This window comes from Microbacterium sp. JZ101 (assembly GCF_053903175.1).
The window spans coordinates 1,310,976-1,336,402 of sequence record NZ_CP096400.1 but is presented as its reverse complement, the minus strand read 5'-3'; the positions used below and the strand labels follow the sequence as shown (position 1 = coordinate 1,336,402).

Sequence of the window (25,427 nt, the reverse complement as noted above, 5' to 3'; positions counted from 1 at the left end):
TCACGCGATGCACTGCGGCCCGAGGAGCGCCTTGAGGTCGCCGAAGAGCTCGGCCGTGATCGAGACGGGCATCGGGATCTCGAAGACCTTCGCCGTGCGCCCGCGGTGCATCTTCAGGCGCACCTCGGTCTCGCCGCGGTGGCGCCGCAGGACCTCCGCGAGGTCCTGCGCGACGCGCTCGGTCGCACGCTGCTCGGGAAGGAGCAGCGTGAGCGGCCCCGACACCTCGAGCGCGCCCACGTCGGGCACGAACGCCATCTGCGCGTGGATGTTCAGCCCGTCGTCGCGTCGCGACACGCGGCCGCGCACGGCCAGCACCGAGTCCTGCTGCAGGATCGGCTGGAACTCGGTGTACGTCTTGCCCATGAACATGACCGTGACCTCGCCGTCGAAGTCCTCGACGGTGATCATGCCGTAGGGGTTTCCGCTCGACTTCGCGACGCGGTGCTGCGCGCTCGTGACGAGCCCCGCGACGGTCACCTGGTCGCCATCCTGCAGGTCCTCGGAGGCGAGCAGGTCGCTGATCGTGATCGACCGGTGCTTCGCGAGCGGCACCTCGAGGCCCGCGAGCGGATGGTCGGACACGTAGAGCCCGAGCATCTCGCGCTCGAAGGCGAGCTTGTCCTTCTTCGTCCACTCGGGGCGGTCCGGCACCTTCTGCACGGCCTCGGGCTCATCCCACAGGCTGTCGAAGTCGAATCCGATCGCGCCGCCCGCCGCATTGCGCTTGTCGGTGACCGCGGACTCGACCGCCTGCTCGTGGATCTCGAGCAGCGCGCGCCGCGTCGAGCCCATCGTGTCGAAGGCGCCCGCCTTGATGAGCGACTCGACCGTGCGCTTGTTCGCGACGTGCATCGGCACCCGGCGGAGGAAGTCGTGGAAGTCGGTGTAGGGGCCCTCCTCGCGCGCGGCGATGATGCCGTCCACGACGTTCGACCCGACGTTGCGGATCGCGCCGAGGCCGAAGCGGATGTCGTCGCCGACGGCCGCGAAGAAGCCGATCGACTCGGAGACATCCGGCGGCAGCACGTGGATGCCCATCCGACGGCACTCGTTCAGGTACATCGCGAGCTTGTCGCGCGAGTCGCCGACGCTCGTGAGGACCGCCGCCATGTACTCGGCGGGATAGTGCGCCTTGAGGTACGCGGTCCAGTACGAGACGACGCCGTACGCGGCCGAGTGCGCCTTGTTGAAAGCGTAGTCCGAGAAGGGCAGCAGGATGTCCCAGAGGGCCTTGATCGCGCCCTCGCCGAACCCGCGCTCCTTCATGCCGTTCGAGAAGCCCTCGTACTGCTTGTCGAGCTCGGACTTCTTCTTCTTGCCCATCGCGCGCCGGAGGATGTCGGCCTGGCCGAGGCTGAAGCCCGCGACCTTCTGGGCGATGGCCATCACCTGCTCCTGGTAGATGATGAGGCCGTAGGTCGTGTCGAGGATCTCGCGCAGCGGCTCCTCGAGCTCGGGGTGGATCGGCGTGATCTCCTGCTGCCCGTTCTTGCGGAGCGCGTAGTTCGTGTGCGAGTTCGCGCCCATCGGACCCGGTCGGTACAGGGCGATGACGGCCGAGATGTCCTCGAAGTTGTCGGGCTTCATGAGCCGCAGAAGGGAGCGCATGGGGCCCCCGTCGAGCTGGAAGACGCCGAGCGTGTCGCCGCGGGAGAGCAGGTCGTAGGCACCGCGATCGTCGAGCGGCAGGTGCTCGAGGTCGACCTCCTCGCCGCGGTTGGTGCGGATGTTGTCGAGCGCGTCCGAGAGGATCGTGAGGTTCCGGAGCCCCAGGAAGTCCATCTTGATGAGGCCCAGCGACTCGCACGCGGGGTAGTCGAACTGCGTGACGATCTGCCCGTCCTGCTCGCGGCGCATGATCGGGATGATGTCGATGAGCGGCTCGCTCGACATGATGACGCCGGCCGCATGCACGCCCCACTGGCGCTTCAGGCCCTCGAGGCCGACCGCGCGGTCGAAGACCGTGCGCGCCTCGGGATCGGTCTCGATGACCGTCCGGAACTCGCTCGCCTCCTTGTAGCGCGGGTGCTCGGGGTTGAACATCCCGTCGAGCGGCATGTCCTTGCCCATCACGGCCGGAGGCATGGCCTTCGTGAGCTTCTCGCCCATGCTGAACGGGAAGCCGAGCACGCGGCCGGCGTCCTTCAGCGCCTGCTTGGACTTGATCGTGCCGTACGTGACGATCTGCGCGACGCGCTCGGAGCCGTACTTCTCGGTGACGTAGTCGATCACCTCGCCACGGCGGCGGTCGTCGAAGTCGACGTCGAAGTCGGGCATCGAGACGCGGTCGGGGTTGAGGAAGCGCTCGAAGATGAGTCCGTGCTCGAGCGGGTCGAGGTCGGTGATGCGCATCGCGTAGGCGGCCATCGAGCCGGCGCCCGAGCCGCGGCCCGGACCGACGCGGATGCCGTTGTCCTTCGCCCAGTTGATGAAGTCGGCGACGACGAGGAAGTAGCCGGGGAACCCCATCTGGGTGATGATGCCGATCTCGTATTCGGCCTGCTTGCGCGACGCCTCCGGGACGCCGTTCGGGTACCGGTAGTGGAGGCCCTTCTCGACCTCCTTCACGAACCAGCTCTCCTCGGTCTCGCCCTCGGGCACCGGGAAGCGCGGCATGTAGTTCGCCGACGTGTTGAACTCGACGTTGCAGCGCTCGGCGATGAGCAGCGTGTTGTCGCACGCCTCCGGATGGTCGCGGAAGAGCTGGCGCATCTCCTGCGCGGTCTTGACGTAGTAGCCGTCGCCGTCGAACTTGAAGCGGTTGGGGTCGTCGAGAGTCGAGCCGGACTGCACGCAGAGGAGCGCCGCGTGCGCATCGGCCTCGTGCTGGTGCGTGTAGTGCGAGTCGTTCGTCGCGACGAGCGGGATGCCGAGGTCCTTCGCGAGACGCAGGAGGTCGCTCATGATCCGGCGCTCGATGGAGAGGCCGTGATCCATGATCTCGGCGAAGTAGTTCTCCTTGCCGAAGATGTCCTGGAACTCGGCGGCTGCCGCGCGCGCGGCGTCGTACTGCCCGAGGCGCAGGCGCGTCTGGATCTCGCCCGACGGACATCCGGTCGTGGCGATGAGCCCCTTGCCGTACGTCTGCAGCAGCTCGCGGTCCATGCGGGGCTTGAAGTAGTAGCCCTCGATGCTCGACAGCGAGCTGAGACGGAACAGGTTGTGCATGCCCTGCGTCGTCTCGCTGAACAGCGTCATGTGCGTGTACGCTCCGGAGCCCGACACGTCGTCGCTCTTCTGATCGGGCGAGCCCCACTGCACGCGCGACTTGTCGCTGCGGTGCGTTCCGGGCGTGACGTAGGCCTCGAGTCCGATGATCGGCTTCACGCCCGAGGCCTTGGCGGCCTTGTAGAACTCGAACGCGGCGAACGTGTTGCCGTGGTCGGTGACCGCGATCGCCGGCATGCCGTAGTCGGCCGCCGCCTGCGTCATCGCCGAGAGCTTCGCCGCCCCGTCGAGCATCGAGTACTCGCTGTGCACGTGGAGGTGGACGAAGGAATCAGACGCCATGCCTCGAGTCTACGTTCGGCGTCCGACACGGAGCCGGGGGCGTGTCGGGCGCGCGCCGCCCGCGCCGCCCGAGGGCGGGGGACGGCGCTACTCGCCGCGGAGGACCGCGAGCGCGTGGGCGAGATCCGCGGGGTACTCCGAGGTGAACTGCACCCACTCCCCCGATCCGGGATGCGCGAACGCGAGCTCATGCGCGTGCAGCCACTGGCGCGTGAGACCGAGCCGCGCCGAGAGCGTCGGGTCCGCGCCGTAGAGGGGGTCGCCGACGCAGGGATGGCGGTGCGCCGCCATGTGCACGCGGATCTGGTGCGTGCGGCCCGTCTCGAGGTGGATCTCGAGAAGCGAGGCGCCGGGGAACGCCTCGATGGTCTCGTAGTGCGTGATGGAGTCCTTGCCGTCCGGAGTGACGGCGAACTTCCACGAATGGCTCGGATGGCGGCCGATCGGCGCGTCGATCGTCCCCGTCAGCGGGTCGGGGTGGCCCTGCACGACCGCGTGGTAGATCTTGTCGACCGTGCGCTCCTTGAACGCGCGCTTGAGCAGCGTGTAGGCGCGCTCGGTCTTCGCCACGACCATGAGCCCGCTCGTGCCGACATCGAGGCGATGCACGATGCCCTGGCGCTCCGCGGCGCCCGTCGTCGCGACGCGCACGCCCGCGGCGAGAAGGGCGCCCAGCACGGTCGGCCCCTCCCAGCCGAGGGAGGGATGCGCCGCCACTCCCGATGGCTTGTCGACGACGACGATGTCGTCGTCCTGGTGGACGATGCCCAGCTCGGGCACCTCGACCGGCACGACCCGCGGCTCCTCCTTCGGCTGCCACTCGACGTCGAGCCAGGAGCCGGCCGAGACGCGGTCGGACTTGCCGACCGTGACGCCGTCGACCTGCACGCCGCCGGACTCGGCGACCTCGGCGGCGAAGGTCCGCGAGAAGCCGAGCATCTTCGCGAGAGCCGCGTCCACGCGCGTCCCCTCGAGCCCGTCGGGGATCGGCAGCCGCCGGGACTGGCTCACGCGTGCCGTCCTGCGTCGGCGCCCTCGTCATCCGGATGCGCGCCCTCGGCGACGGCGCGGTCCTTCTCGCGCGAGCCGTCGAAGCGGATGCCGACGAGAGTGAGCAGCGCGACCGAGATCATCATCGACACGATGAAGATGTCGGCGACGTTGTAGATCGCGGGAGTGGTCCAGAACCACATCCACGGCGTCAGGATGAAGTCGACCACGTGGCCCACGGCGAACCCGGGCTCCCGGAACACCCGGTCGACGAGGTTGCCGAGCACGCCGCCGAGCAGCAGGCCGAGCACGACCGCCCAGAGCCGCGAGCGGATGCGCGTGATCGCGAGCCAGACGATCGCCGACGCGACGAGCGCCATGGCGAGGGTGAAGACCCAGGTCACGCCCTCACCGAGGGAGAACGCGGCACCCGGGTTGTAGACGAGGTGCCACTGCAGAGCGTCGCCGACGACGGGAACCGTGCGCCCGGGGTCGAGGCTCTGGATGGCGAGCTGCTTGCTGAACTGGTCGGCGGCCAGCACGACGATCGCGAGGATCGCGATCGTCGTACCGGCCGCCGCCGCACGCAGAGGGGGTCGGCCCGACAAGACGGGCTTTACAGACCGATTGCCGAGACCGGGGTCGAGCTCGCGGGCGTGGCCGACGAGTCGAGGTCCTTGAGCTTGGTCTCGAAGTACGTGCGCAGCTGCTGACGGTAGTCGCGCTCGAACTGGCGGAGCTCCGTGATGCGGCCCTCGAGCGTCTTGCGCTCGCTCTCGAGCTTCGCGTGGATCTCGCGCTGCTTGGCCTCGGCCTCCGAGACGATCTGGCTCGCCTTGGTGTTCGCCTCGCTGACGATCTGCTCGGCCGTGGCCTGACCCTCGGCGACGTGCTCGTCGTGCAGGCGCTGCGCGCGCTCGATGATGCTCGCGGCGCTCGTGGCGGTCGAGGACACGGCGGGAGCAGCGGCCGGAGCCTCCTGCGCGGGGGCCGGAGCGGCGGGCGCCTCGGCGGCAGGGGCCGGAGCGGCCTCGGCGGCGGGAGCCTCGGCGGCGGCAGGAGCCGGAGCGGCCTCGCCCGACTCGTACTGAGCGAGCTTCGCCTTCAGCTGCTCGTTCTCCTCGATGGTCTTGCGCCACTCGACGACGATCTCATCCAGGAAGTCGTCGACCTCGTCCGGGTCGAAGCCCTCCTTGAACCGGACGTGCTGGAACTGCTTGGTGACGACGTCATCCGGGGTCAATGCCATGGTTTTGGCTCCTCTTTCGATGAGTACTCGGTCGGCGGCCGGGAACGAACCTGGCACGTGTCCGTGTCTGACAGCATAACCGCCGCTCATGGGCGTTGCCGAGCCGCGACCCGGGGAGGGGTCAGAGATAGGTGAGGGTCCGCGTCACCGACAGCAGGATGAAGCAGAGCAGCATCGTGAGCGCGAACGCGAAGTCGATCGCGATCCCGCCGACGCGAAGCGGGGGGATGACTCGCCGGAACATCTTGATCGGAGGGTCGGTGAGCGTGTACGCGATCTCCGCGAGCACGAGCACCGCTCCCTTGGGACGCCACTCGCGGTTGAACATCGGGATGTACTCCAGGATGAGGCGCCCGAAGAGCACGAAGATGTACAGCAGCAGTGCGAAGTTCAGGATCGACGCGATGAGTCCGAGTGCGCTCACAGCGTACGATTCTGCCCGATTCGGCTGTGCGGGGCCGTCACGACTGCGCGAACGGCGCCGACTCCATGTCGGCGTGCGCGATCGCCCCGTCGCCCGAGACGGCGATGTTCTCCGGCGACAGCAGGAAGACCTTGCTCGTGACGCGCTCGATGCGGCCGTACAGGCCGAGCGAGAGACCGCTCGCGAAGTCGATGAGGCGGCGCGCGTCGGCGTCGCTCATCTGCGAGAGGTTGATGATCACGGGGATGCCGTCGCGGAAGTGCTCGGCGATCGTCTGAGCGTCGCGGTACTGCTTGGGGTGGACCGTGACGATCTCGTTGACCGCGCCGGACGCGGGCTGGCGCACCACGGCGGGGCGACGCAGCGGCGTGACGGGCGCGGGAGCTGCCTCTTCGATGAGCTTCTCCTCTCGGTGCGGACGCTCTTCGCGCACGATGCGCTCTTCGCGCGGCGTGCGGGGCTGCGCCGCGGCCTCTTCCTCGTACTCTTCCTCGTCGGCGAGGCCGAGGTAGACCATCGTCTTCTTGAGCGGGTTCGCCATGGCGTCCTCCGTTGTGTTCGCGTCTTGTCCGAGGCTAACCCCGCGCGTCGCGCGGGCCCGTGATTGCGGATCCGATCCGCAGGTGTGTCGCGCCGCAGGCGATCGCCTCGACGAGATCCGCCGACATGCCGGCGGAGATCCAGGTCGCGTGCGGCTCCACCGAGCGCACGCGCGCGGCGTAGCCTGCGAGTCGCTCGAACGCGGCAGCAGGGGCCTCTCCGAGCGGCGCGACGGCCATGACGCCCCTGAGGGCGAGCGACGGCGCCGCGGCGATCCGCTCGGCGAGCGCCTCGATGCCATCCGGCGCGACGCCCCCGCGGGCGGGGTCGTCGGTGAGGTTGATCTGCACGAGGACGTCGAGCGGGCTCTCCCCCGGCTCGGCCGCAGCCTCGAGCGCGTCGACGAGCCGATCCCGGTCGACCGAGTGCACGGCCGAGGCGACCCGGCGAACCGCTCGCGCCTTCTTCGTCTGCAGCTGGCCGATGAAGTGCCAGCGCAGGCCGAGGGGCGCGAGCTCCTCCGCCTTCGCGACGAGCTCCTGCTGGCGGTTCTCGCCGACGTCGACGACCCCGAGCCCGTGCAGGTCGCGCACGAGAGCGGCGGGGTGGAACTTCGTCACGACGATCCGGGTGATCTCCCCGGCGTCGCGCCCCGCCGCGCGTGCGGCATCAGTGATCTGAGCGTCGACGGCCGCCAGACGCTCGGCGAGGCCCGACACGGCCTACTTCAGGAAGTCGGGGATGTCGAGGTCGTCGTCGCCGAACGCCGAGTCGAACCCGCTCGAGTCGGGCAGGACCGGGTTCGTCGCGCCGACGCTGACGGGCTCGCGCTCGGCACGCGACGTCTCGTCCGCGGGCTTCTCCTCGGTCTTCACGACGGTCGGGAGCGACGCGGGCTTCTGCGGCTCGACGCGCGCGCCGAACGCGGGCACCTCGACGCGCGGCTGCGGCTCGCCGCTGTCGAACCCGGCCGCGATGACCGTGACGCGCACCTCGTCGCCGAGGGTGTCGTCGATGACCGTTCCGAAGATGATGTTGGCCTCGGGGTGCGCGGCCTCCTTGACGAGCTGCGCGGCGTCGTTGATCTCGAAGATGCCGAGGTTCGACCCGCCCTGGATCGACAGCAGCACGCCGTGCGCACCCTCGATCGACGCCTCGAGCAGGGGCGATTCGACGGCGAGCTCCGCCGCCTTGATCGCCCGGTCGGCTCCGCGCGCGGAGCCGATGCCCATGAGGGCGGAACCCGCCCCCTGCATGACCGACTTGACGTCGGCGAAGTCGAGGTTGATGAGACCCGGCGTCGTGATGAGGTCGGTGATGCCCTGAACACCCGCGAGGAGCACCTGGTCGGCCGTCGCGAACGCCTCGACCATGGAGATGCCGCGGTCGCTGATCTCGAGGAGACGGTCGTTCGGCACGACGATGAGCGTGTCGACCTCTTCCTTCAGGGTCGCGACGCCGAGCTCCGCCTGGTTCTGGCGGCGGCGGCCCTCGAAGGAGAAGGGCTTCGTGACGACGCCGATCGTGAGCGCGCCGATCGACTTCGCGATGCGCGCGACGACGGGCGCGCCGCCCGTGCCGGTGCCGCCGCCCTCGCCCGCCGTGACGAACACCATGTCGGCGCCCGCGAGCGCCTGCTCGATCTCTTCCGCGTGGTCCTCCGCCGCGCGGCGCCCGACTTCGGGGTCGGCGCCCGCGCCGAGCCCTCGCGTCAGCTCACGGCCGACGTCGAGCTTGACGTCGGCGTCGCTCATGAGCAGCGCCTGCGCATCCGTGTTGACCGCGATGAACTCGACGCCGCGAAGCCCGAGTTCGATCATGCGGTTCACCGCGTTGACGCCACCGCCGCCGACGCCGACGACCTTGATCACGGCGAGGTAGTTCTGGTTCTGGCTCATGCCGGCCTCCGTATCGACCCCAGGCTTCACCGGGCCTCAACCTTCACGTTCAAGTAGAGGGTTAAAGTATTGCCCGGTATGTATTTCTTTCGTGCTCGACGCTACGTGCGGCGCGGGCGCCACGCGCGCAATGGATGCGGGCGTGTCGGGAGAAATTCCCGGATTGCCCCGCCCCCTGCTCACATGTCTCAGTTCGGCACGGATTTCGACGCCCATAACGTGCCGTCGTGAGACACGGTCCGAGGTTGTCAGCGCACGATGATGGTGCCGGGTGCGGAGACGTCGTAGACGGTCGCCCCCTCGGCCAGGGCGCCCTTGAGCGCTCCCTGGAGTGTCGAGACCTTCTCGGACGTGTCGTCGACGCTCCCCCAGATGACCTGCGGGCCGCCATCGCCGAGCGTGAGGGTCACGTCCTCGGGCGACGTCGCTCCCGCTCCCGTGACGCGCGCGCGGAGGTCCTCCGGCAGGGAGCGGAGCACCTGGCCGACCGCGCGGAACGCGTCGGCGCCTGTCCCGCCCTCCACCTGGATGAGGGGCAGCCCGGCCGGTCGCTCCCCCGCCGTGGCGAGCACGACGCCCGCAGCGTCGACCGTCGTGAAGCCGGCCTCCGACTCGACCACGCCGACCGGCGTGCGCTCGACGACGCGGATGACGAGATCGTGCGGCGGGTGCGCCTCGAGGGTGTAGGTCTCGATGAGCGGGAACGCCACGAGCGCGGCCTTGACCGCGCTCGCGTCGACGAGGGGCAGCGGCTTGCCGAGCTGGTCGGCCAGCGCGGACTCGACCGCCGCGGCTTCGAGCTGCTCGGCACCCTCGATCGAGATCTCCTCGACCGCGAAGAGCGGGCTGTACGCCGCTCCGACGCTCCCGACGACGAGGAGCAGCACCGAGCCGATCCCGATCAGCCACGCGAGACGGCGCCGCCGCGCGCGCACCGTGAACCGGCGCACCTCCGCGCGGAGGGCCTTCCGGCGTGCGCGCGCGGCGCGCCAGACGCCGCGCCATCCGACCCGGTCGTCGTCCGCGCGGCCCGACACCCGGCCCTTCGCCTCGTCGTCGGCGCCGCGTGCGCCCGGCCGAGACCGCTCCTCCGCACGACCGCCGTCACCCGGCTCGGCCGAACCGCCGGAGCGGATCTGCACGATCGGGGCCGTGTCGACGTGATCGCCGGCCGGTGCGCTCGACGCGCGGTTCTCGGAGACGGGCTCGCCGATGCCGAGCCGCTGCATCGCCGAACGCCGTTCGGCGAGCCGGCGCTCCTCGTCGTGAGCCGACGCGTCCTCCTCCGTGCCGGAGGAGGGTGGGAGGGGTCCCGGTCGCCGCATGGCGCCTAGCCTGCTGCGCGGGCGTCCGAGCTCGCGAGGGAGTCGAGCACCTGCGGGATGATCCGGTACACGTCACCGCAGCCGAGGGTGATGACGTAGTCGCCCTCGCGGGCCACGGACGCCGTGTAGTCGGCCGCCTGCTGCCAGTCCGCGACGAAGTGCACGCGCGACGGGTCGTCGAACGCCCCGCTCACGAGCTCGCCCGTGACGCCGGGGATCGGATCTTCGCGGGCGCCGTACACGTCGAGCACGACGGTGTGATCGGCGAGCTCCTCGAGGACTCTGGCGAACTCGCCCGCCATGAGCTTCGTGCGCGAGTAGGTGTGCGGCTGGTGGAGCGCGATGATCCGCCCCTCGCCCACCACGGTGCGCGCGGCCGACAGCGCGGCGGCGACCTCGGTCGGGTGATGCGCGTAGTCGTCGTACACGCTCACCCCGCGCTCGACGCCGTGCAGCTCGAATCGGCGCACGGTGCCGCCGAACGTCTCGACCGCGCGCACCGCGGGTTCGAGGTCGTATCCGAGCGTGAGGAGGACCGCGACGGCTCCGGCCGCGTTGATCGCGTTGTGGCGGCCGGGCACGCCGAGGCGGCCCGAGACGCGCTCCTCGCCGTGGACGAGCGTGAAGCCGACGGGTCCGTCGGTCTCGATGTCGACGACGCGCACGCCGGCCGACTCGGCCTCGCCGAACGTCACGACATTCTCGTGGCGCAGTCGCGCCGCGACGCGCTGGGCGCCGGGGTCGTCGGACGAGATGACGACGGCCTCGCGCGCCTCGTCGGCGAAGCGCACGAACGCGTCGTCGAAGGCCTCGTGCGAGCCGTAGTGGTCGAGGTGGTCGGCGTCGACGTTGGTGATGAGCGCGACCGAGGTGTCGTAGAGGAGGAACGTCCCGTCCGACTCGTCGGCCTCGATCACGAAGAGGTCATCGGAGCCGACGCCGCTCGACGCGCCGACCTGCTGGATGACGCCGCCGTTGACGTAGCTCGGGTCGGCGTCGAGCGCGCGCAGGGCGGTCACGATCATGCCCGTCGAGGTCGTCTTCCCGTGCGCGCCCGCGACGGACACGAGGCGACGCCCGCCGATGAGGTAGTGGAGAGCCTGCGAGCGGTGGATGACGGCGAGGCCGCGCTCCTTCGCCGCGAGGAACTCGGGGTTCTCGGGCCAGATCGCGCCCGTGTAGACCACGGTGTCGACGTCGCCGAGGTTCGCGGCGTCGTGGCCGATGTGCACCGTGGCGCCGAGCTCGGCGAGATCGCGCGTGTTCTGGCTCTCCGACCGGTCGGACCCCGAGACGGGGATGCCGGCGGCGAGGAACATGCGGGCGAGGCCCGAGATGCCCGAGCCGCCGATGCCGATGAAGTGCACGGCGCCGATGCGCTCGGGGATGGGGACGGAGAGGTCGGGCTTGATCATGGCCCGTCGAGTCTAAGCCGCGCGCCTGGCATCGGGCTCACGGCGCGCTGTCATGCCCGGGGCCGCTCCGCGAGGGCCCGGTCGAGGTGCGCGATGACGTTCTCGGTCCCTCGACGCGTACCGGCGCCATCTGCCGCCGCGGCCATCCGCTCGAGGAGGTCCGAGCGCTGCAGGAGCGGCAGGATGTCGGTGCGCACCTTCTCGGGAGTGAAATCGGCGTCGTCGATGAGGATGGCGGCGCCCGCGTCGACCGCGGATGCCGCGTTGAGGCGCTGCTCGCCGTTGCCCACGGCATACGGCACGTAGATCGCGGGGATGCCGAGCGCGCTGACCTCGCTCACCGTCGAGGCGCCGGAGCGCGACACGATGAGGTCGGCGAGGGCGAACGCGAGGTCCATCCGGTCCACGTAGCGGCGGACCGCGTATCCGGCGACGCCGGGGTCGACCAGGTCGGACTTCTCCCCCGTGACGTGCAGCAGCTGCCATCCGGTGTCGAGGATCTCCTGCCACGACGCGCCGATCGCCTCGTTGAGGCGGCGCGCGCCGAGCGACCCGCCGAAGACGAGCAGGGTGGGCCGGTCGGGGTCGAGTCCGAAGTGCGCTGCGGCCTCCTCGCGCGCGGCAGCCCGGTCGAGGTTGACGATCTCGGGGCGCAGCGGCATGCCCACGACCTCGCCGCGCTTGAGCGGCGTGCCCTCGAATGCGACGCCGACGTGCGCGGCGCCGCGGGCTCCGAGGACGTTCGCGAGACCCGGACGGGCGTTGGCCTCGTGGACGACGTAGGGCACGCCCTCCTTCCGGGCGGCGACGTACGCGGGCGCTGCCGCATACCCCCCGACGCCGAGGACGACGTCGACACCGCGCTCGCGGATGTGACGGCGCACGTCCGCGACGGCCTTCCGCCACTTCGCCGGGAAGCGGAGCGCGTACCCGTTCGGCCGACGCGGGAAGGGCACCTTGTCGACGACGAGCAGCTCATAGCCGCGCTCCGGCACGAGACGCGACTCGAGCCCCTCGCGCGTGCCGAGGACGAGGACCTCGTCGGACGCGCTGCGGGCGCGGAGCCCGTCGGCGACAGCGAGAAGCGGGTTCACATGGCCGGCGGTCCCGCCGCCGGCGAGGAGGTACGTCGTCACCCCTCGATCCTCCCATGTGCGCAGCGCGGGCCCGGGCACGACCGCACGGACGGGCATGTCACGGCGCCGGCCGGATGGCGCGGGTCAGGCGCGGCGCGCCGGCCGGTCGGGCAGGGTGCGCGCGCACGCGAGGAGCACACCCGACGCGAGGAGCACCGCGATGAGCGAGGAGCCTCCCGATGACAGGAACGGCAATGGGACGCCCAGCGCGGGGAAGACCCTCAGCACGACGCCGATGTTGATGAGCGCCTGGCCGATGATCCAGACGCCGAGTGCGCCCGCCACGACGCGCACGAACAGGTCATCGGCGCGACTCACGATGCGGAACGCGCCCAGCGCGAACACCAGGAACAGCGCGAGAACGGCGATGCAGCCGAGGAGTCCGAGCTCCTCGCCGACGATCGCGAAGATGTAGTCGTCCGCGGCCGCGGGGAGCCAGTCGTACTTCTCCTTGGAGTTGCCGAGGCCGAGCCCGAGGAAGCCGCCGCTCGCGAGTCCCCAGATGCCGTGCAGCGGCTGATAGCACTCGTTGAGGTAGCGGTCGAGGCAGCTCTGGTCGAGCACGCTCATGATGCGCAGCATGCGGTTGGGGCTCGCGATCGCGAACGCCGCCACCGCGGCCACGGCGGCGAGCACGGGGGCGATGAAGAAGCGGAGCTTCACACCCGAGAAGAACAGCGCGCCGAGCACGACGAGCGCGATGACCATGACCGTGCCGAGGTCCTTGCCCGCCATGACCGTTCCCATCGCGAGCACCGCGACCGGGCCGAGCGGGATGAGGACGTGCTTCCACTTCCCGAGGACCGCCTTCTTCCGGTCGAGCATGAAGGCGCACCAGATCGCGAGGCCGAGCTTGATGAACTCCGACGGCTGCACCGACATGAAGCCGAAGTTGAGCCAGTTGCGGTTTCCGCCGTTCTCCATGCCGAGCGGCGTGAACACGAGCAGCTGCAGGAGGATCGCCCCGATGAGCGCGGGCCAGGCCAGCCGCTTGAGCCATGCCATGGAGAACCGGCTCACGATGAACATGAGCGGGACGCCGACCGCCGCGAAGACCGCGTGCTTCGCCCCGTCGTTGTACGGGTTGTTCTGCGCCTGCATCGACGTCACGGTCGTGGCCGAGAACACCATGAGGATGCCGAAGATCGTCAGCAGCAGCGCCGCGGAGGCGATGAGGAGGAACTCGAGCGGAACCGGCTTGAAGGCCGCGCCGAGCGAGACCCGTGCCGAGAGCGCGCGGCACTCGGACTCAGCGGCCTTCGGGATCGTCGTCGTGCGGGCCATCCTCGGTCCCCTTCCCCAGACGCTCCCTCACCGCGGCGGCGAAGCGCTCCCCGCGGTCGCCATAGCTGCGGAACTGGTCGAACGACGCCGCCGCCGGTGCCAGGAGCACCGTGTCGCCTGCGACGGCGACCCCTGCGGCGAGCTCCACGACCCGCGCCATGACGTCTTCAGTGTCCGCGTCGTCGACCTCCAAGAGCGGCACCGCCGGCGCGTGTCGCTCGAACGCGTCGCGCACCGCCGAGCGGTCGACGCCGATGACGATCGCGGCGCGCACGCGGGCGCCGTGCTGGGCGACGAGGTCGGAGATGTCGACGCCCTTGAGGAGCCCGCCGACGACCCACACGGCTCCCGGGTAGGCCGCGAGCGACGAGGCGGCGGCGTGCGGGTTGGTCGCCTTCGAGTCGTCCACCCACGTCACGCCGTCGGCGACGCCGACGACCTCGATCCGGTGGGGGTCGAGGCGGAACGACGCGAGCGACGAGCGGATGGCCGCAGGCGGCACATCCAGGGAGCGCGCGAGAGCCGACGCGGCGAGGATGTTCGCCACGACGTGCGGCGCGGCGAGCCCGGCCTCCGCGAGGTCGGCCACGGTCGTGAGCTCGAGCGCCGACGTCCGCCGGTCGTCGAGGAACGCGCGGTCGACGAGGATGCCGTCCACGACGCCGAAGTCGCTCGGGCCAGGGACGCCGAGATCGAAGCCGATCGCGCGCGCTCCCTCCACGACATCCGCGTCCTCGACCATCCGCTGCGTCGCCGCGTCCGACTTGTTGTAGACGCACGCGACGCGCGTGTTGCGGTACACGACCGCCTTCGCGTCACGGTACGCCTCGAACGACCCGTGCCACTCGAGGTGATCGTCGGCGAGGTTCAGGCACACCGACGCGTGCGGGACGGGAGCGCCCGCCTCCGCGCTCCGGCCGAGGTACCAGAGCTGGTGGCTCGAGAGCTCGACGACGAGCACGTCGAATCCCGCGGGGTCGCGCACGGCGTCGAGCACCGGCACCCCGATGTTGCCGCAGGGCGCGGCGCGCAGCCCGCCCTCGACCATCATCGTGGCCGCGAGTCGCGTGGTCGTCGTCTTGCCGTTCGTGCCCGTGATGAGGACCCAGGCCGCGGGGCTGCCGTCGGGCCGCACGACCTTGTCGCGCACGCGCCATGCGAGCTCGATGTCGCCCCAGAGCGGGACGCCCGCCTCGTCGGCCCACCGGATGACGGGGTGCGACGGCGGGAAGCCGGGTGAGGCGACGACGACCTCGGGAGCGAACGAGACGAGCTCATCGGGGACGACGTCGAGCGGACCCTCCCACAGGCGCGCGCCGATCACCGGCAGCAGGCGCGCGTACTCCTCCGCCGCGCTCTCCGTGACGACGAGCACCTCGGCGCCCAGCTCGGCCAGGGTGTCGGCCACGGAGAAGCCGGTGACCGAGAGGCCGAGCACCGCGACGCGCAGCCCCTTCCAGTCCGCGTGCCAGCTCGTCAGAGCGTCGAGTCGGGTGGTCGGAGCGTCCTGCTCGTTCGTCATACCTTCGAGAGCCATTCGACGTAGAAGAGGCCGACGCCGCTCACAGCGAGCATGCCGGCGATGATCCAGAACCGCACCACGATCGTCACCTCGGGCCATCCGCGCAGCTCGAAGTGGTGGTGGAGCGGGCTCATGAGGAAGAGGCGCTTGCCCTTGGTGGCCTTGAAGTACAGGCGCTGCAGGATGACCGAGCCCGACGACAGAACGAAGAGGCCGGCGATGAGCACGCCCAGCAGCTCCGTGCGGGTGAGGATGGCGAGCGCCGCGACGACGCCGCCGATCGCCATCGACCCGACGTCGCCCATGAAGACCTTCGCCTTGGGCGCATTCCACCAGAGGAATCCGACGAGCGAGCCCACGAAGGCGGCCGAGACGATGGCGAGGTCGAGCGGATCGCGCGCCTGGTAGCAGGCCTGCAGGTACTCGTCGGCCAGCTGGGTCGTCGAGCACGACTGATTGAACTGCCAGAACGCGATGAGGCTGTACGACCCGACGACGAAGATGCCCGCCCCCGCCGCGAGCCCGTCGAGGCCGTCGGTCAGGTTCACGCTGTTCGAGAAGCCCACGCCGAGCAGCGCGAGCCAGGCGAGGTAGAGCATCCATCCGAGTACGGGGCCGAGCGCCATGAAGGAGAGCACCGAGATGTCGCGGAAGAACGACACGTAGGCGCTGCCCGGCGTGAGGTTGTAGGTGTCGGCGAAGTTCAGCGACACGATGCCGAACGGGATGACGACGAGCACCTGGCCGACGATCTTCTTCCAGCCCGACAGCCCCGCGTAGTGCTGCATGCGCACCTTGAGGAAGTCGTCGATGAACCCGACGGCGCCGAAGCCGACCATCATCCAGAGCACGAGCCAGCCGGAGACGGTGGGCGGGTTGTAGCCCGTGTACGCGCCGATGAGATAGCCGACGATCGTTCCGACGATGAAGACGACGCCGCCCATCGTGGGCGTGCCGCGCTTCAGCTCGTGCTTGGGCGCGTTGAAGTTCTCGCCGTCGGTGCGGATGACCTGTCCCCAGCCCCAGCGGCGGAACGCGCGGAGGAAGAGGGGCGTGAGGAAGAGCGTGAACGCCAGTGAGATCGCCGCGGCCGTCAGAAGTGATCTCACGAGAACGATTCTCCCAGACGATCGCCGAGGAACCTGAGTCCCGCCGAGTTGGACGACTTCACGAGCACCCGGTCGCCGTCGCGCAACTCGCCCTGGAGGTACGCGAACGCCGCCTCGGCGTCCTCGAAGAAGACCGCCTCGTCGTTCCACGACCCCTCGGCCACGGCCGCGAGATAGAGCGGCCGGGCGTCCTGGCCGACGACGACGATGCGCGGGATGCGCAGGCGCACGGCGAGGAGGCCGATCTTGCTGTGCTCCTCGACGGCGTAATCGCCCAGCTCGCTCATCGCGCCGAGCACCGCGACCATCCGCTCGTCCGGTCCCGTGATCTGCGCGAGCGTGCGCAGCGCGGCCTGCATCGAGTCGGGACTCGCGTTGTAGGCGTCGTTGATGATGCGCACGCGCTCCGATCCCATGACCTGCATGCGCCAGCGCTCGGCGAGCTCGACGGTCTCGAGGCGCGCGATCGCGTCGTCGAGCGAGACCCCGAGCGCGGTCGCCGCGGTCGCCGCGGCGAGGGCGTTCTTGACGTGGTGGCTGCCGAGCACCTGGAGGTGGAGCGGAAGCGCGGTCTCCCCCGCCGAGATCACGGCATCCGTGCCCGACGCCGTGACACGGAGGTCGGAGGCGCGGACGTCGGCGCCCTCGCCCTCCCCGAACCAGAGGAGGCCGAGGCCCCGCTCGCGCGCGATGCCGGCCATGCTCGCCACTCGCGCGTCGTCGATGTTCAGGACGGCCGTGCCGCCGTCGCGGATGGCCGAGACGAGCTCCGACTTGGCCTTCACCGTCGCCTCGATTCCGCCGAATCCGCCCGCGTGGGCCATCCCGACCATGAGCACGACGCCCACGTCGGGCGTCACGAGCCCCGCGAGGCGCGCGATCTGCCCCGATGCGTCGGCGCCGAACTCGCACACGAGGAAGCGCGTGTCATGCGTGACGCGGAGCATGGTGAGCGGGGCTCCGACCGCGTTGTTGAACGAGCCGACGGGCGCGACCGTCTCGCCCTCTGCGCGGAGGATCGTCGCGAGCATGTTCTTGGTCGTCGTCTTGCCGTTCGAGCCGGTGATCCCGACGACCTGGAGGCGGCCGGCGGCGCGCACGCGGGCGACGACCTCGCGAGCGAGCTCGCCGATCGCGACCACGACATCGGGCACGACGATCTGCGTGATCGGCTCGTCGACGACGCGCTCGACGAGGGCGAGTGCCGCGCCCTGCTCGAGCGCCTTCCCGACGAAGAGGTGCCCGTCGGTCGCCTCGCCGGGCTTGGCGACGAAGACGCCGCCCTCGCGGATGTTCCGCGAGTCGGTGTCGACGACCCCGTCGACCGTCGTCTCGGGAGTGTCGGCGCCGTGCAGGCGCAGCTCTCCGCCGACGGCGGCAGCGATCTCGGCAAGGGACAAAGCGATCATGGAATGGAGATCCTCCGCGCGGTGCGCGTCATTCGGCGAACTTGGGAAGCGGCTCTTCTGTCGTCTCAGACGGCATCACACGGTAGTTCTTCACGACCTGCGTCATCGCCTTCTGCAGGGCGGGAGCCGTGGCCGCAGACGATGTTACCCGCGTCGGCTCGTCGAGCGTGACCATCACGATGTACTCGGGGTCGTCGGCGGGGACCACCCCGACGATGCTCGTGAAGTAGACGCCGGCCTTGTATCCGCCCTTGCCGTCGCTCTTCTGCGCGGTGCCCGTCTTGATGCCGATGCGGTAGCCGTCGACGGCCACCTGGTCGGCGAGGGTGCCCTGCGTCGCGACGTTCTCGAGCAGGCGGATGGTCGTGTCGGCCGCGTCCTCGCTGACCACGCGCTCGGGGTCGCTCAGCTCGGGCTTCTCGACCTCGCCGTCGGCCGTCGTGCACGACTCCACGATGTGGAGTGGCTCGCGCACGCCGCCGTTGGCGATGGTCTGGTAGGCGTTGACGACCTGCGGCATCGTCGTCGTGAACGCCTGCCCGAACGTCGTGGCGTAGTGGCCCTGCGGGCCCCACTGGTCGGGCGGGTAGATCAGCCCGGACTCCTCCCCGGGGAAGCCGATGTCGGTGGGGGTGCCGACGCCGAACTTCTGCAGGTACTCGTAGCGCGTCTCGTCGGGGACGAGCTCGCCGAACTTCGACAGCGCGACGTTCGACGAGTCGATGAGGGCGCCGGTGAGGGTGTAGTTGAACGTGCCGTGCGAGAACGAGTCGCCGACGCGCGCGCCGTTCGGGAAGGTCTCGAACCCCGAGGCGGTCACCGAGCTGGAGGGGGTCACGGCGCCCTGGTCGAGCAGCGTCGCCGCGGTGATGGCCTTGAACGTCGAACCCGGCTCGAACGTGCGGGAGAAGATGCGCGAGTAGCGGTCGTCCTCCTTGCTCGCGCCGAAGTCATTGGGGTCGACCGTGGGGTACTCCGCGGCCGCGCGGACCGCGCCGGTCGCCACCTCGACGACCATGACCGCGCCCGACTGCGCACCCTGGTTCTGGGTCTCCTCCGCGATCATCTGCTGCATGTACCACTGGAGGTCGGCGTCGATCGTGAGCTGCAGGGTGCCGCCGTCGACGGGCGCCTTCGTCGTCTCCGTGCCGGGGATGATGAGCCCGTCCGATCCCTGCTGGTAGCTCAGCGAGCCGTTCTCCGCCTGGAGACACGCGTTCTGCGCGGACTCGTAGCCCGCGAGGGGCTCGCCGTCGGTGCCGACGAACCCGAGGAGGTTCCCCGCCACGGCGCCGTACGGGTAGGCACGCGACTGCACCGGCTCGAAGTGGATGTACGGCAGGCCGAGCGCGAGGATCTTCCGGTACTGCTCGGTCGACAGCTTCTTGCCGAGCGGCGCGTACTCCGAGTCCGGGTTCGCCGCGAGGGCGTCCGAGACGATCTTCTCGATGTCCTCGCCGCTCATCCCGACGATCTCGCCGATCGCGGCGGCGCTCTCCTCCCACGTGACGACGTGCTCCTCGCCGTCCTCGTCCTCGCGCGTGAGGTCCTTCACGTTCTGCGGGTTGAACTGCGCGGCGTACTGCATCGTGCTGCTCGCGAGCACGGCTCCGTTCGCGTCGACGATCGAGCCGCGTGTCCCGTACAGCGTCTGCGTCGAGGCGATGCCGCTGTAGGCCGCGCGGTTGTCGAGGTGCTCCTGCGCGTTGACCACCTGGATGTCGACCAGGCGCACGGCGAAGCCGGCCACGACGACCGCGACGAGGGCTCCGGCGACGGCGGTGCGGCGCCTCGCGCTTCGACGGGCCTTCGCGTGCATCTCGCCTCCTGGTGTCGCGTGCTTCGGCGGGTCGGATCAGTGGGTCGTGGGGCTCGGCAGGCCGTCGGTCACGGCGGGCGGCAGCTGCGGCCGCTCCTCCTGAGCCCTCTCGTCGCTCTTCTCCGTCTGGCTCGAGGGTGCCTCATCCGCCGACTCCTCGGCGGAGCCCGACTGCGTGTCGGCGAGGAACGCGTTGCCGACCGCTCCGCGGCCCGCCGCATCGACGGCCGAGGCGGAGCCCGCCGCGGCGCCGCCGCCGATCACGGCTCCGTCGCTGAGACGCAGGTAGCTGGGAGCCGCGTCGATGACCATGCCGAGCGACGCGGCCTGCTCGGCCAGGTGCTGCGGCGAGCTGAGGCCCGCGACCTCGTCGTAGAGCGCCTGCGTCTCGAGCGTCAGCTCGCGCTGCTGCGCGTCGAGCGCCGCGATCTCGAAGGTGCTCTGCGTCGTCATGACCGACAGCGCCATCTGCGCGACCGCGATGAGCACGGCGCCGACCACCGCGACGACGGCGTAGGCCAGCTTCGGACGTCTGCGGCGGGCAGGGGCCTCGACCGGGCGCAGGTCGGGGCGGCGCTTCTCGACGGGCCGCCGGGCGGGCGGCGCGAGCACGGAGCTCTGGGTGGCAAGGCTCATGGCACATCCCTCACTCGTTCGATGGCGCGCAGGCGCACCGGCTTGGCACGGGGGTTCGACTCCGCCTCGGCGTCGCTCGCGAGCTCGGCGCCGCGGACGAGGAGGCGGAACTCGGCGGCGTGCTCGGGCATCTCCAACGGGAGGCCGGCCGGCGCCTTCGACTTGACGGCCTCCGCGAACAGCCGCTTGACGAAGCGGTCCTCGAGCGACTGGTACGACAGCACGACCATCCGTCCGCCCACCGCGAGCGATGCGAGCGCGGCCGGGATCGCCCGCTCGAGCGCGGCGAGCTCGCCGTTCACCTCGATCCGCAGCGCCTGGAAGACGCGCTTCGCGGGGTGCCCGGCGTTCTTGAGCGCCGACGGCGTCGCGTCCTGGAGGATGTCGACCAGCCGTCCCGAGCGCTCGATGGGGGCCTCGGCCCGCGCGGCGATGATCGCGCGGGCATAGCGCCCGGCGAGCTTCTCCTCGCCGTACCGCTCGAAGATGCGGCGCAGGTCGCCCTCGCCGTACGTCGCGATGACATCGGCTGCCGTCATGCCGCCCGTGGGATCCATCCGCATGTCGAGCGGAGCGTCCTGGGCGTAGGCGAAGCCGCGCTCGGCCTCGTCGAGCTGGAGCGACGAGACGCCGAGGTCGTAGAGGATGCCGTCGGCGCGGGGGAAGCCGGCGGAGTCGAGCGCCGCCCGGATGCCGTCGTACACCGTGTGGACGAGCGTCGTCCGGTCGGCGAAGCGCGCGAGCCGTTCCCCCGCGATGCGCAGCGCATCAGGGTCGCGGTCGAGGCCGACGAGGCGGATCCCCGGGAAGCGCTCGAGGAACGCCTCCGAGTGGCCGCCCATGCCGAGGGTGCCGTCGACGTACACGGCGCCGTCGCGCTCGAGCGCGGGGCCGAGCAGCTCGACGCAGCGCTCCAGCAGCACCGGGGTGTGGATGTCGCGGATGCCCATGTCGTCTCCCTCATCCGTCCCCGGCTCTGATTCCCAACCGCTCGACCTGCCGCCGGGGAAGTGGCTTCAGGGCTGCGGGTGGGGATCACAACCGGGGTCAGAACAGTCCGGGGATCACCTCCTCCTCCAGTTCGGAGTAGCTCTCTTCATTGCTCTCGAGGTACGCGTTCCACGCGCCCGCGTCCCAGATCTCGGCGTGCGACCCGACGCCCGTGACGACGAGCTCCTTCTCCAGGCCCGCGTAAGTGCGCAGGTGGGACGGGATGGTGATCCGGTTCTGACCGTCGGGGGTCTCGGCACTCGCACCGGACAGGAACATGCGCATGAAATCGCGCGCCTGCTTGTTCGTGAGCGGAGCCTCGCGGATCCGCTCGTGCACCCGCTCGAACTCCGCCGTGCTGAACACGTACAGGCAGCGCTCCTGTCCGCGCGTCACGACGATCCCGCCGGCGAGCTCCTCGCGGAACTTCGCGGGGAGGATGACGCGGCCCTTGTCGTCGAGCTTGGGGGTATGCGTGCCCAACAGCATCGGCCATCACACCCCCCTTCGTTCCGGCCAACTCAGGTGCGCCCCACTTTACTCCACTTCCCTCCACTGTCCAGGGAGATCTGCGCATTCTCAGGAATGCGGCGCGTCGGAGTGCCGCGTGATCTCAAGGGAGAACGCGGTGGAGGAGAGTGGAGGCCAAGTGGAGGGCCGGTGGAGCGGATGGCGATCGCCGGGCACAGAAAAAGCGCCGACCCGAAGGTCGGCGCTTCTCGTGTGGAGGACGGTGGGGCTCAGCGGCCCTGCTGGCGGCGGTCCCATCGATCGTTCATGCGGTCCATGAAGGACGCGCCCTGCATCGGCTTGCCGGGCACGGTGCCCGTGCGCGGGAGACCCTGCGCGTCGTCGCCCTTCGCCGGCGTCGTGGCGAGCACGACCCCGCCGACCATCGCGGCGAAGCCCGCGACCCCGAGTCCTATGCCGAGAGCCAGGATGCTGTTCCACAGGGCGATGCCCGCGATCACGGCGGCGAGGCCGACGAGCACGAGGATGGCCCCGTAGATGAGATTGCGATAGCTGAGCGCACGGCTCGCCGAAGCGCTCACGACGTCGGCGTCGTTCTGCATGAGATGGCGTTCCATCTCGTCCAGCAGGCGCTGCTCCTGTTCGGAGAGTGGCATGGTGTCCCCCTCGGGTGAAACTGACGATCATTCTATCGCCGCGTGCCCTCACTAGGCTAGGCCTGTGGCGCCTCCTCTCCCCCTGATCGAGACGATCTCCCAGCGACTGGAGAGCTTCTCGACAGTGCAGCACCAGGCCGCTCGCGAGCACGGCCCCGAGGCCGAGGGATTCGTCGCCAGCGCGACGGCCGCGCTCGTCGGCGGGAAGCGCCTCCGCGGGCGGTTCTGCGCGACGGGATGGCGCGCGGTGCGCGGGGCGGACGCCGCCCTCCCGAGCAGCGTCGTCGACGCGTGCGCGGCGCTCGAGGTGTTCCAGGCCGCCGCGCTCGTGCACGACGACCTCATCGACAACTCCGACACGCGCCGAGGGCGGCCCTCCGCCCACCGCGCGCTCGAGTCGTGGCACCGCGACGCCGGCTGGGCCGGGGATGCGGCCGCGTTCGGGCGATCCGGCTCGGTCCTGCTGGGAGACCTGCTCCTGTCATGGAGCGCCGACCTCTTCGACGCCGCGCTGGAGGGGCTCGACACGGCCCCAGGCCGCGCGCGGTCCGAGTACGCGCGGATGCGCCGCGAGGTGATGATCGGGCAGTTCCTCGATGTCGCCGAGGAGTCGGCCTGGCCGCGCACACCCGACGCGCAGCACGCCGATCGCGCCCTCCGCATCGCCTCCCTGAAGTCGGCCCGATACAGCGTGCAGCAGCCCCTCGTCATCGGCGCGGCCCTCGCGGGCGGCTCGGACGCGCAGCTCGCGGCGCTCGCGGCCTTCGGCCATCCGCTCGGGCTCGCGTTCCAGCTGCGCGATGACGTGCTCGGCGTGTTCGGCGACGCGGACGAGACCGGCAAGCCCGCCGGCGACGACCTCCGCGAGGGGAAGCGCACCCTGCTCATCGCGTACGCGCGCGAGCGCGCGACCGCGGACATCCGCGCGCGGATCGACGCGCTCGTCGGCGACCCCGATCTCGGCGACGCCGAGATCGCCTTCCTCCGCGAGCAGATCGTCGGCAGCGGAGCGCTCGAGCGCGTCGAGGAGCGCATCGCCGCGTACGCCGATGAGGCCGTCGCGGCCCTGGCATCCGCGCCCATCGACGCCGATGCGGTCGTCGAGCTGCGTCAGCTGCTCGACGCGGCCACCCAGCGCACCGCGTGAGTCACGCGAGCGTCTGAGCGACCCGGCGCACCTCGCTCTTCCGCCCCGCGAGCAGCGCCGTGATCGGCGCGACGCCGATCGTGTCATCCGTCGTGAGCAGCCAGTCGATCGCCTCGTCGTCGGTGAAGCCGGCGTCCGCGAGGACGATCACGGTGCCCCGGAGCGAGGACAGCGGATGGCCGTCCACGATGAAGACGGAGGGCACCTTGAGCGGCCCCTCGCGCCGCGAGCCGATGAGCGCGCGCTCATCGAGCAGCCGGCGGATGCGCCCCTGCGGCTCGCCGAGGATCTCGACGAGCTCGGGAATGGTCAGCCAGTCGGTGGGAACGGTCGAGGAGGTCTCCGCAGTCACGTCATCAGTTTCTCATCTCCTCGACGGGGGACGCCGCTCGGGCGACACCGCGACACAAATCACATCAGTCACATCCGTCCCGTTGACACCCCGGGCATCACCGGTCACTTCCGGTGACACCAATTGACTTCGTAACACTTCCGTGACAACGTTTCTCGAGTCCGATCGTTGGGGGTTCAACGTGCATCGACCGACTCCGCGCCGCAGGCGCGACCTGTTCACCACCGTTCCCATGGCTGTCACCGGCGCCATCGCCGTGACCCTGGGAGCTCCTGCCGCTGCCGTCGCCGCGGAGCCGAAGCCGCGTGACGGCATGCGCCATCTGCCGTCGGCGTTCGGCCACGTGCAGGGCAGCCTCGCGGTCGCCGCCGGCACGGCCCCGAAGCAGCCGATGGCCGCCGCCGCGCAGATCACGGTGCGCGCTGCCGCCGCTGTCGCGACGAGCTACACGGTCGAGTCGGGAGACACGATCACCGGGATCGCCATCCGCCACGGCCTGCGCACCGTCGACCTGCTGACCTGGAACGGCCTCAGCTGGTCGAGCACGATCTACCCGGGCCAGAAGCTCACGCTGGCCGCGCGCGCCGCGGCGCCTGCGCAGACCGAGGCGAAGCCCTCGATCGAGGCGTCCGCCACGACGAAGAGCCACACGGTCGCGGCGGGCGACACGGTCTGGTCGATCGCGCAGAAGCACGGCACGTCGGTCGACCGCATCATCTCGCTCAACAAGCTCGGCGCGGACGCGATGATCTTCCCCGGGCAGAAGCTCCTCGTCGCGAGCAACGCCGTCGCGCCCCAGGCCGAGGCGAAGCAGCAGGAGTCGGCGCCCGAGGCACCCCAGGCGCCCGCCGTCCCCGAATCCCCCGCCGACGAGACCTACATCGTCCAGGCCGGCGACACCCTCTGGAGCATCGCGCAGGAGCACGGTGTGAGCGTGAGCGAGCTCCTCGCGGAGAACGGTCTCAACGGGTCGAGCATCATCTACCCCGGGCAGAAGATCGTCATCCCGCGCGCCGACGCGAAGCCGGCGCCGCAGGGCGAGGAGAAGAAGGAGGAGTCCGCTCCCCCGTCGATCTACGACTCGCCGCAGGATCAGCTCACCTCGTCGCTCAACGCGCCGCAGACCGAGAACGCGCAGATGATCATCCGCATCGGACGCGAGCTCGGCATCCCGGACAAGGGCATCGCGATCGCGCTGGCGACCGCGATGGTCGAGTCCTCGCTGCGCAACGTCAGCTGGGGCGACCGCGACTCGCTGGGCCTGTTCCAGCAGCGCCCGAGCACGGGCTGGGGCACCGAGGAGCAGATCCTCGACCGCGACTACTCCATCCGGGTCTTCTACGGCGGCGCGGGCGACCCGAACGGGCACACGACGCGCGGCCTGCGCGACATCCCCGGCTGGGAGAGCATGGAGTTCGGCGAGGCGGCCCAGACCGTCCAGATCTCGGCGTTCCCCGACCGGTACCGCCGCTGGGAGCAGCAGGCCTACAGCTGGCTGGCCCAGCTCGGCTGATCCGCGCGGAGGCGCGCGGGATCGTCATC

Annotated in this window: 23 protein-coding genes; 2 read left to right on the top strand and 21 right to left on the bottom strand. The window is 70.4% G+C overall.

Annotated features, from left to right (window positions below):
- The 20 genes from dnaE to M1D56_RS06015 all read right to left on the bottom strand — a co-directional run bounded on the left by dnaE (position 1) and on the right by M1D56_RS06015 (position 22,386).
- Positions 1–3,513, bottom strand: a complete 3,513-nt coding sequence (gene dnaE, locus M1D56_RS06110) for a DNA polymerase III subunit alpha (RefSeq protein WP_271173255.1) — start codon at positions 3,511–3,513, stop codon at positions 1–3.
- A gap of 87 nt (positions 3,514–3,600) precedes the next feature.
- Positions 3,601–4,524 carry an RluA family pseudouridine synthase gene (locus M1D56_RS06105; protein WP_324011752.1) on the bottom strand — a complete coding sequence of 308 codons (924 nt, stop codon included), beginning with the start codon at positions 4,522–4,524 and terminating at the stop codon, positions 3,601–3,603.
- Complete coding sequence (lspA, locus tag M1D56_RS06100) at positions 4,521–5,111, bottom strand: signal peptidase II (RefSeq protein ID WP_271173257.1); 591 nt, start codon at positions 5,109–5,111, stop codon at positions 4,521–4,523. Before lspA ends, M1D56_RS06105 begins: the two co-directional genes overlap by 4 nt.
- Positions 5,112–5,119: 8 nt before the next feature.
- Positions 5,120–5,752: a DivIVA domain-containing protein gene (locus tag M1D56_RS06095; RefSeq protein WP_282979114.1), complete on the bottom strand. Its 633-nt coding sequence runs from the start codon at positions 5,750–5,752 to the stop codon at positions 5,120–5,122.
- Between the two features lie 121 nt (positions 5,753–5,873).
- Positions 5,874–6,176, bottom strand: coding sequence for a YggT family protein (locus M1D56_RS06090; RefSeq protein WP_271173259.1), 303 nt, complete (start codon positions 6,174–6,176; stop codon positions 5,874–5,876).
- A gap of 37 nt (positions 6,177–6,213) precedes the next feature.
- Positions 6,214–6,717, bottom strand: coding sequence for a cell division protein SepF (locus M1D56_RS06085; protein WP_456284976.1), 504 nt, complete (start codon positions 6,715–6,717; stop codon positions 6,214–6,216).
- A gap of 34 nt (positions 6,718–6,751) precedes the next feature.
- Positions 6,752–7,435, bottom strand: a complete 684-nt coding sequence (locus M1D56_RS06080) for a YggS family pyridoxal phosphate-dependent enzyme (protein WP_456284975.1) — start codon at positions 7,433–7,435, stop codon at positions 6,752–6,754.
- A 3-nt stretch (positions 7,436–7,438) separates the two neighbouring features.
- On the bottom strand, positions 7,439–8,614 hold the full coding sequence (gene ftsZ, locus M1D56_RS06075) for a cell division protein FtsZ (RefSeq protein WP_456284974.1): 1,176 nt from the start codon (positions 8,612–8,614) through the stop codon (positions 7,439–7,441).
- A gap of 248 nt (positions 8,615–8,862) precedes the next feature.
- Positions 8,863–9,939 (bottom strand): FtsQ-type POTRA domain-containing protein, encoded by a 1,077-nt coding sequence (locus M1D56_RS06070; RefSeq protein WP_456284973.1) that lies wholly within the window; start codon positions 9,937–9,939, stop codon positions 8,863–8,865.
- A 5-nt stretch (positions 9,940–9,944) separates the two neighbouring features.
- A complete protein-coding gene (gene murC / locus M1D56_RS06065) occupies positions 9,945–11,354 on the bottom strand; it encodes a UDP-N-acetylmuramate--L-alanine ligase (protein ID WP_271173264.1) in 1,410 nt (469 codons plus the stop codon).
- Between the two features lie 50 nt (positions 11,355–11,404).
- The gene (locus M1D56_RS06060) at positions 11,405–12,490 is read right to left on the bottom strand and encodes a UDP-N-acetylglucosamine--N-acetylmuramyl-(pentapeptide) pyrophosphoryl-undecaprenol N-acetylglucosamine transferase (RefSeq protein ID WP_456284972.1); all 1,086 of its coding nucleotides are present in this window, start codon (positions 12,488–12,490) and stop codon (positions 11,405–11,407) included.
- Positions 12,491–12,574: 84 nt separating this feature from the next.
- Positions 12,575–13,774, bottom strand: a complete 1,200-nt coding sequence (ftsW, locus tag M1D56_RS06055; protein WP_456284971.1) for a putative lipid II flippase FtsW — start codon at positions 13,772–13,774, stop codon at positions 12,575–12,577.
- Complete coding sequence (gene murD / locus M1D56_RS06050; RefSeq protein ID WP_455968648.1) at positions 13,740–15,311, bottom strand: UDP-N-acetylmuramoyl-L-alanine--D-glutamate ligase; 1,572 nt, start codon at positions 15,309–15,311, stop codon at positions 13,740–13,742. Before murD ends, ftsW begins: the two co-directional genes overlap by 35 nt.
- The gene (gene mraY / locus M1D56_RS06045) at positions 15,293–16,405 is read right to left on the bottom strand and encodes a phospho-N-acetylmuramoyl-pentapeptide-transferase (RefSeq protein ID WP_271173268.1); all 1,113 of its coding nucleotides are present in this window, start codon (positions 16,403–16,405) and stop codon (positions 15,293–15,295) included. Before mraY ends, murD begins: the two co-directional genes overlap by 19 nt.
- Complete coding sequence (locus tag M1D56_RS06040; RefSeq protein ID WP_455968646.1) at positions 16,402–17,814, bottom strand: UDP-N-acetylmuramoyl-tripeptide--D-alanyl-D-alanine ligase; 1,413 nt, start codon at positions 17,812–17,814, stop codon at positions 16,402–16,404. Before M1D56_RS06040 ends, mraY begins: the two co-directional genes overlap by 4 nt.
- Positions 17,815–17,842: 28 nt before the next feature.
- The gene (locus M1D56_RS06035; RefSeq protein ID WP_324011769.1) at positions 17,843–19,633 is read right to left on the bottom strand and encodes a peptidoglycan D,D-transpeptidase FtsI family protein; all 1,791 of its coding nucleotides are present in this window, start codon (positions 19,631–19,633) and stop codon (positions 17,843–17,845) included.
- Positions 19,634–19,669: 36 nt separating this feature from the next.
- A complete protein-coding gene (locus M1D56_RS06030; RefSeq protein WP_456284970.1) occupies positions 19,670–20,269 on the bottom strand; it encodes a hypothetical protein in 600 nt (199 codons plus the stop codon).
- Positions 20,266–21,219 (bottom strand): 16S rRNA (cytosine(1402)-N(4))-methyltransferase RsmH, encoded by a 954-nt coding sequence (rsmH, locus tag M1D56_RS06025; RefSeq protein ID WP_456284969.1) that lies wholly within the window; start codon positions 21,217–21,219, stop codon positions 20,266–20,268. Before rsmH ends, M1D56_RS06030 begins: the two co-directional genes overlap by 4 nt.
- Positions 21,220–21,316: 97 nt before the next feature.
- Positions 21,317–21,748 carry a division/cell wall cluster transcriptional repressor MraZ gene (gene mraZ, locus M1D56_RS06020; RefSeq protein ID WP_271173273.1) on the bottom strand — a complete coding sequence of 144 codons (432 nt, stop codon included), beginning with the start codon at positions 21,746–21,748 and terminating at the stop codon, positions 21,317–21,319.
- Between the two features lie 251 nt (positions 21,749–21,999).
- Positions 22,000–22,386, bottom strand: a complete 387-nt coding sequence (locus tag M1D56_RS06015; protein ID WP_271173274.1) for a DUF3040 domain-containing protein — start codon at positions 22,384–22,386, stop codon at positions 22,000–22,002.
- A 64-nt stretch (positions 22,387–22,450) separates the two neighbouring features.
- On the opposite strand from M1D56_RS06015, the gene M1D56_RS06010 reads away from it, so the two are divergent.
- Positions 22,451–23,533 (top strand): polyprenyl synthetase family protein, encoded by a 1,083-nt coding sequence (locus M1D56_RS06010; protein WP_456284968.1) that lies wholly within the window; start codon positions 22,451–22,453, stop codon positions 23,531–23,533.
- Position 23,534: 1 nt separating this feature from the next.
- On the opposite strand, the gene M1D56_RS06005 is transcribed toward M1D56_RS06010, so the two are convergent.
- Positions 23,535–23,885: an Rv2175c family DNA-binding protein gene (locus tag M1D56_RS06005; protein WP_271173276.1), complete on the bottom strand. Its 351-nt coding sequence runs from the start codon at positions 23,883–23,885 to the stop codon at positions 23,535–23,537.
- 232 nt (positions 23,886–24,117) lie between these two features.
- Between M1D56_RS06005 and M1D56_RS06000 the strand changes: the two genes are divergently transcribed.
- Positions 24,118–25,398: a LysM peptidoglycan-binding domain-containing protein gene (locus M1D56_RS06000; RefSeq protein ID WP_282979130.1), complete on the top strand. Its 1,281-nt coding sequence runs from the start codon at positions 24,118–24,120 to the stop codon at positions 25,396–25,398.
- The last annotated feature ends 29 nt before the right edge of the window (positions 25,399–25,427 follow it).

Coding starts and splice junctions, on each gene's coding strand:
- dnaE (WP_271173255.1), bottom strand. CDS start 3,513: ATGGCGTCTGATTCCTTCGTCCACCTCCACGTGCACAGCGAGTACTCG.
- M1D56_RS06095 (WP_282979114.1), bottom strand. CDS start 5,752: ATGGCATTGACCCCGGATGACGTCGTCACCAAGCAGTTCCAGCACGTC.
- M1D56_RS06085 (WP_456284976.1), bottom strand. CDS start 6,717: ATGGCGAACCCGCTCAAGAAGACGATGGTCTACCTCGGCCTCGCCGAC.
- ftsZ (WP_456284974.1), bottom strand. CDS start 8,614: ATGAGCCAGAACCAGAACTACCTCGCCGTGATCAAGGTCGTCGGCGTC.
- M1D56_RS06070 (WP_456284973.1), bottom strand. CDS start 9,939: ATGCGGCGACCGGGACCCCTCCCACCCTCCTCCGGCACGGAGGAGGAC.
- murC (WP_271173264.1), bottom strand. CDS start 11,354: ATGATCAAGCCCGACCTCTCCGTCCCCATCCCCGAGCGCATCGGCGCC.
- ftsW (WP_456284971.1), bottom strand. CDS start 13,774: ATGGCCCGCACGACGACGATCCCGAAGGCCGCTGAGTCCGAGTGCCGC.
- murD (WP_455968648.1), bottom strand. CDS start 15,311: ATGGCTCTCGAAGGTATGACGAACGAGCAGGACGCTCCGACCACCCGA.
- M1D56_RS06040 (WP_455968646.1), bottom strand. CDS start 17,814: ATGATCGCTTTGTCCCTTGCCGAGATCGCTGCCGCCGTCGGCGGAGAG.
- M1D56_RS06035 (WP_324011769.1), bottom strand. CDS start 19,633: ATGCACGCGAAGGCCCGTCGAAGCGCGAGGCGCCGCACCGCCGTCGCC.
- M1D56_RS06030 (WP_456284970.1), bottom strand. CDS start 20,269: ATGAGCCTTGCCACCCAGAGCTCCGTGCTCGCGCCGCCCGCCCGGCGG.
- rsmH (WP_456284969.1), bottom strand. CDS start 21,219: ATGGGCATCCGCGACATCCACACCCCGGTGCTGCTGGAGCGCTGCGTC.
- mraZ (WP_271173273.1), bottom strand. CDS start 21,748: ATGCTGTTGGGCACGCATACCCCCAAGCTCGACGACAAGGGCCGCGTC.
- M1D56_RS06015 (WP_271173274.1), bottom strand. CDS start 22,386: ATGCCACTCTCCGAACAGGAGCAGCGCCTGCTGGACGAGATGGAACGC.
- M1D56_RS06000 (WP_282979130.1), top strand. CDS start 24,118: ATGGCTGTCACCGGCGCCATCGCCGTGACCCTGGGAGCTCCTGCCGCT.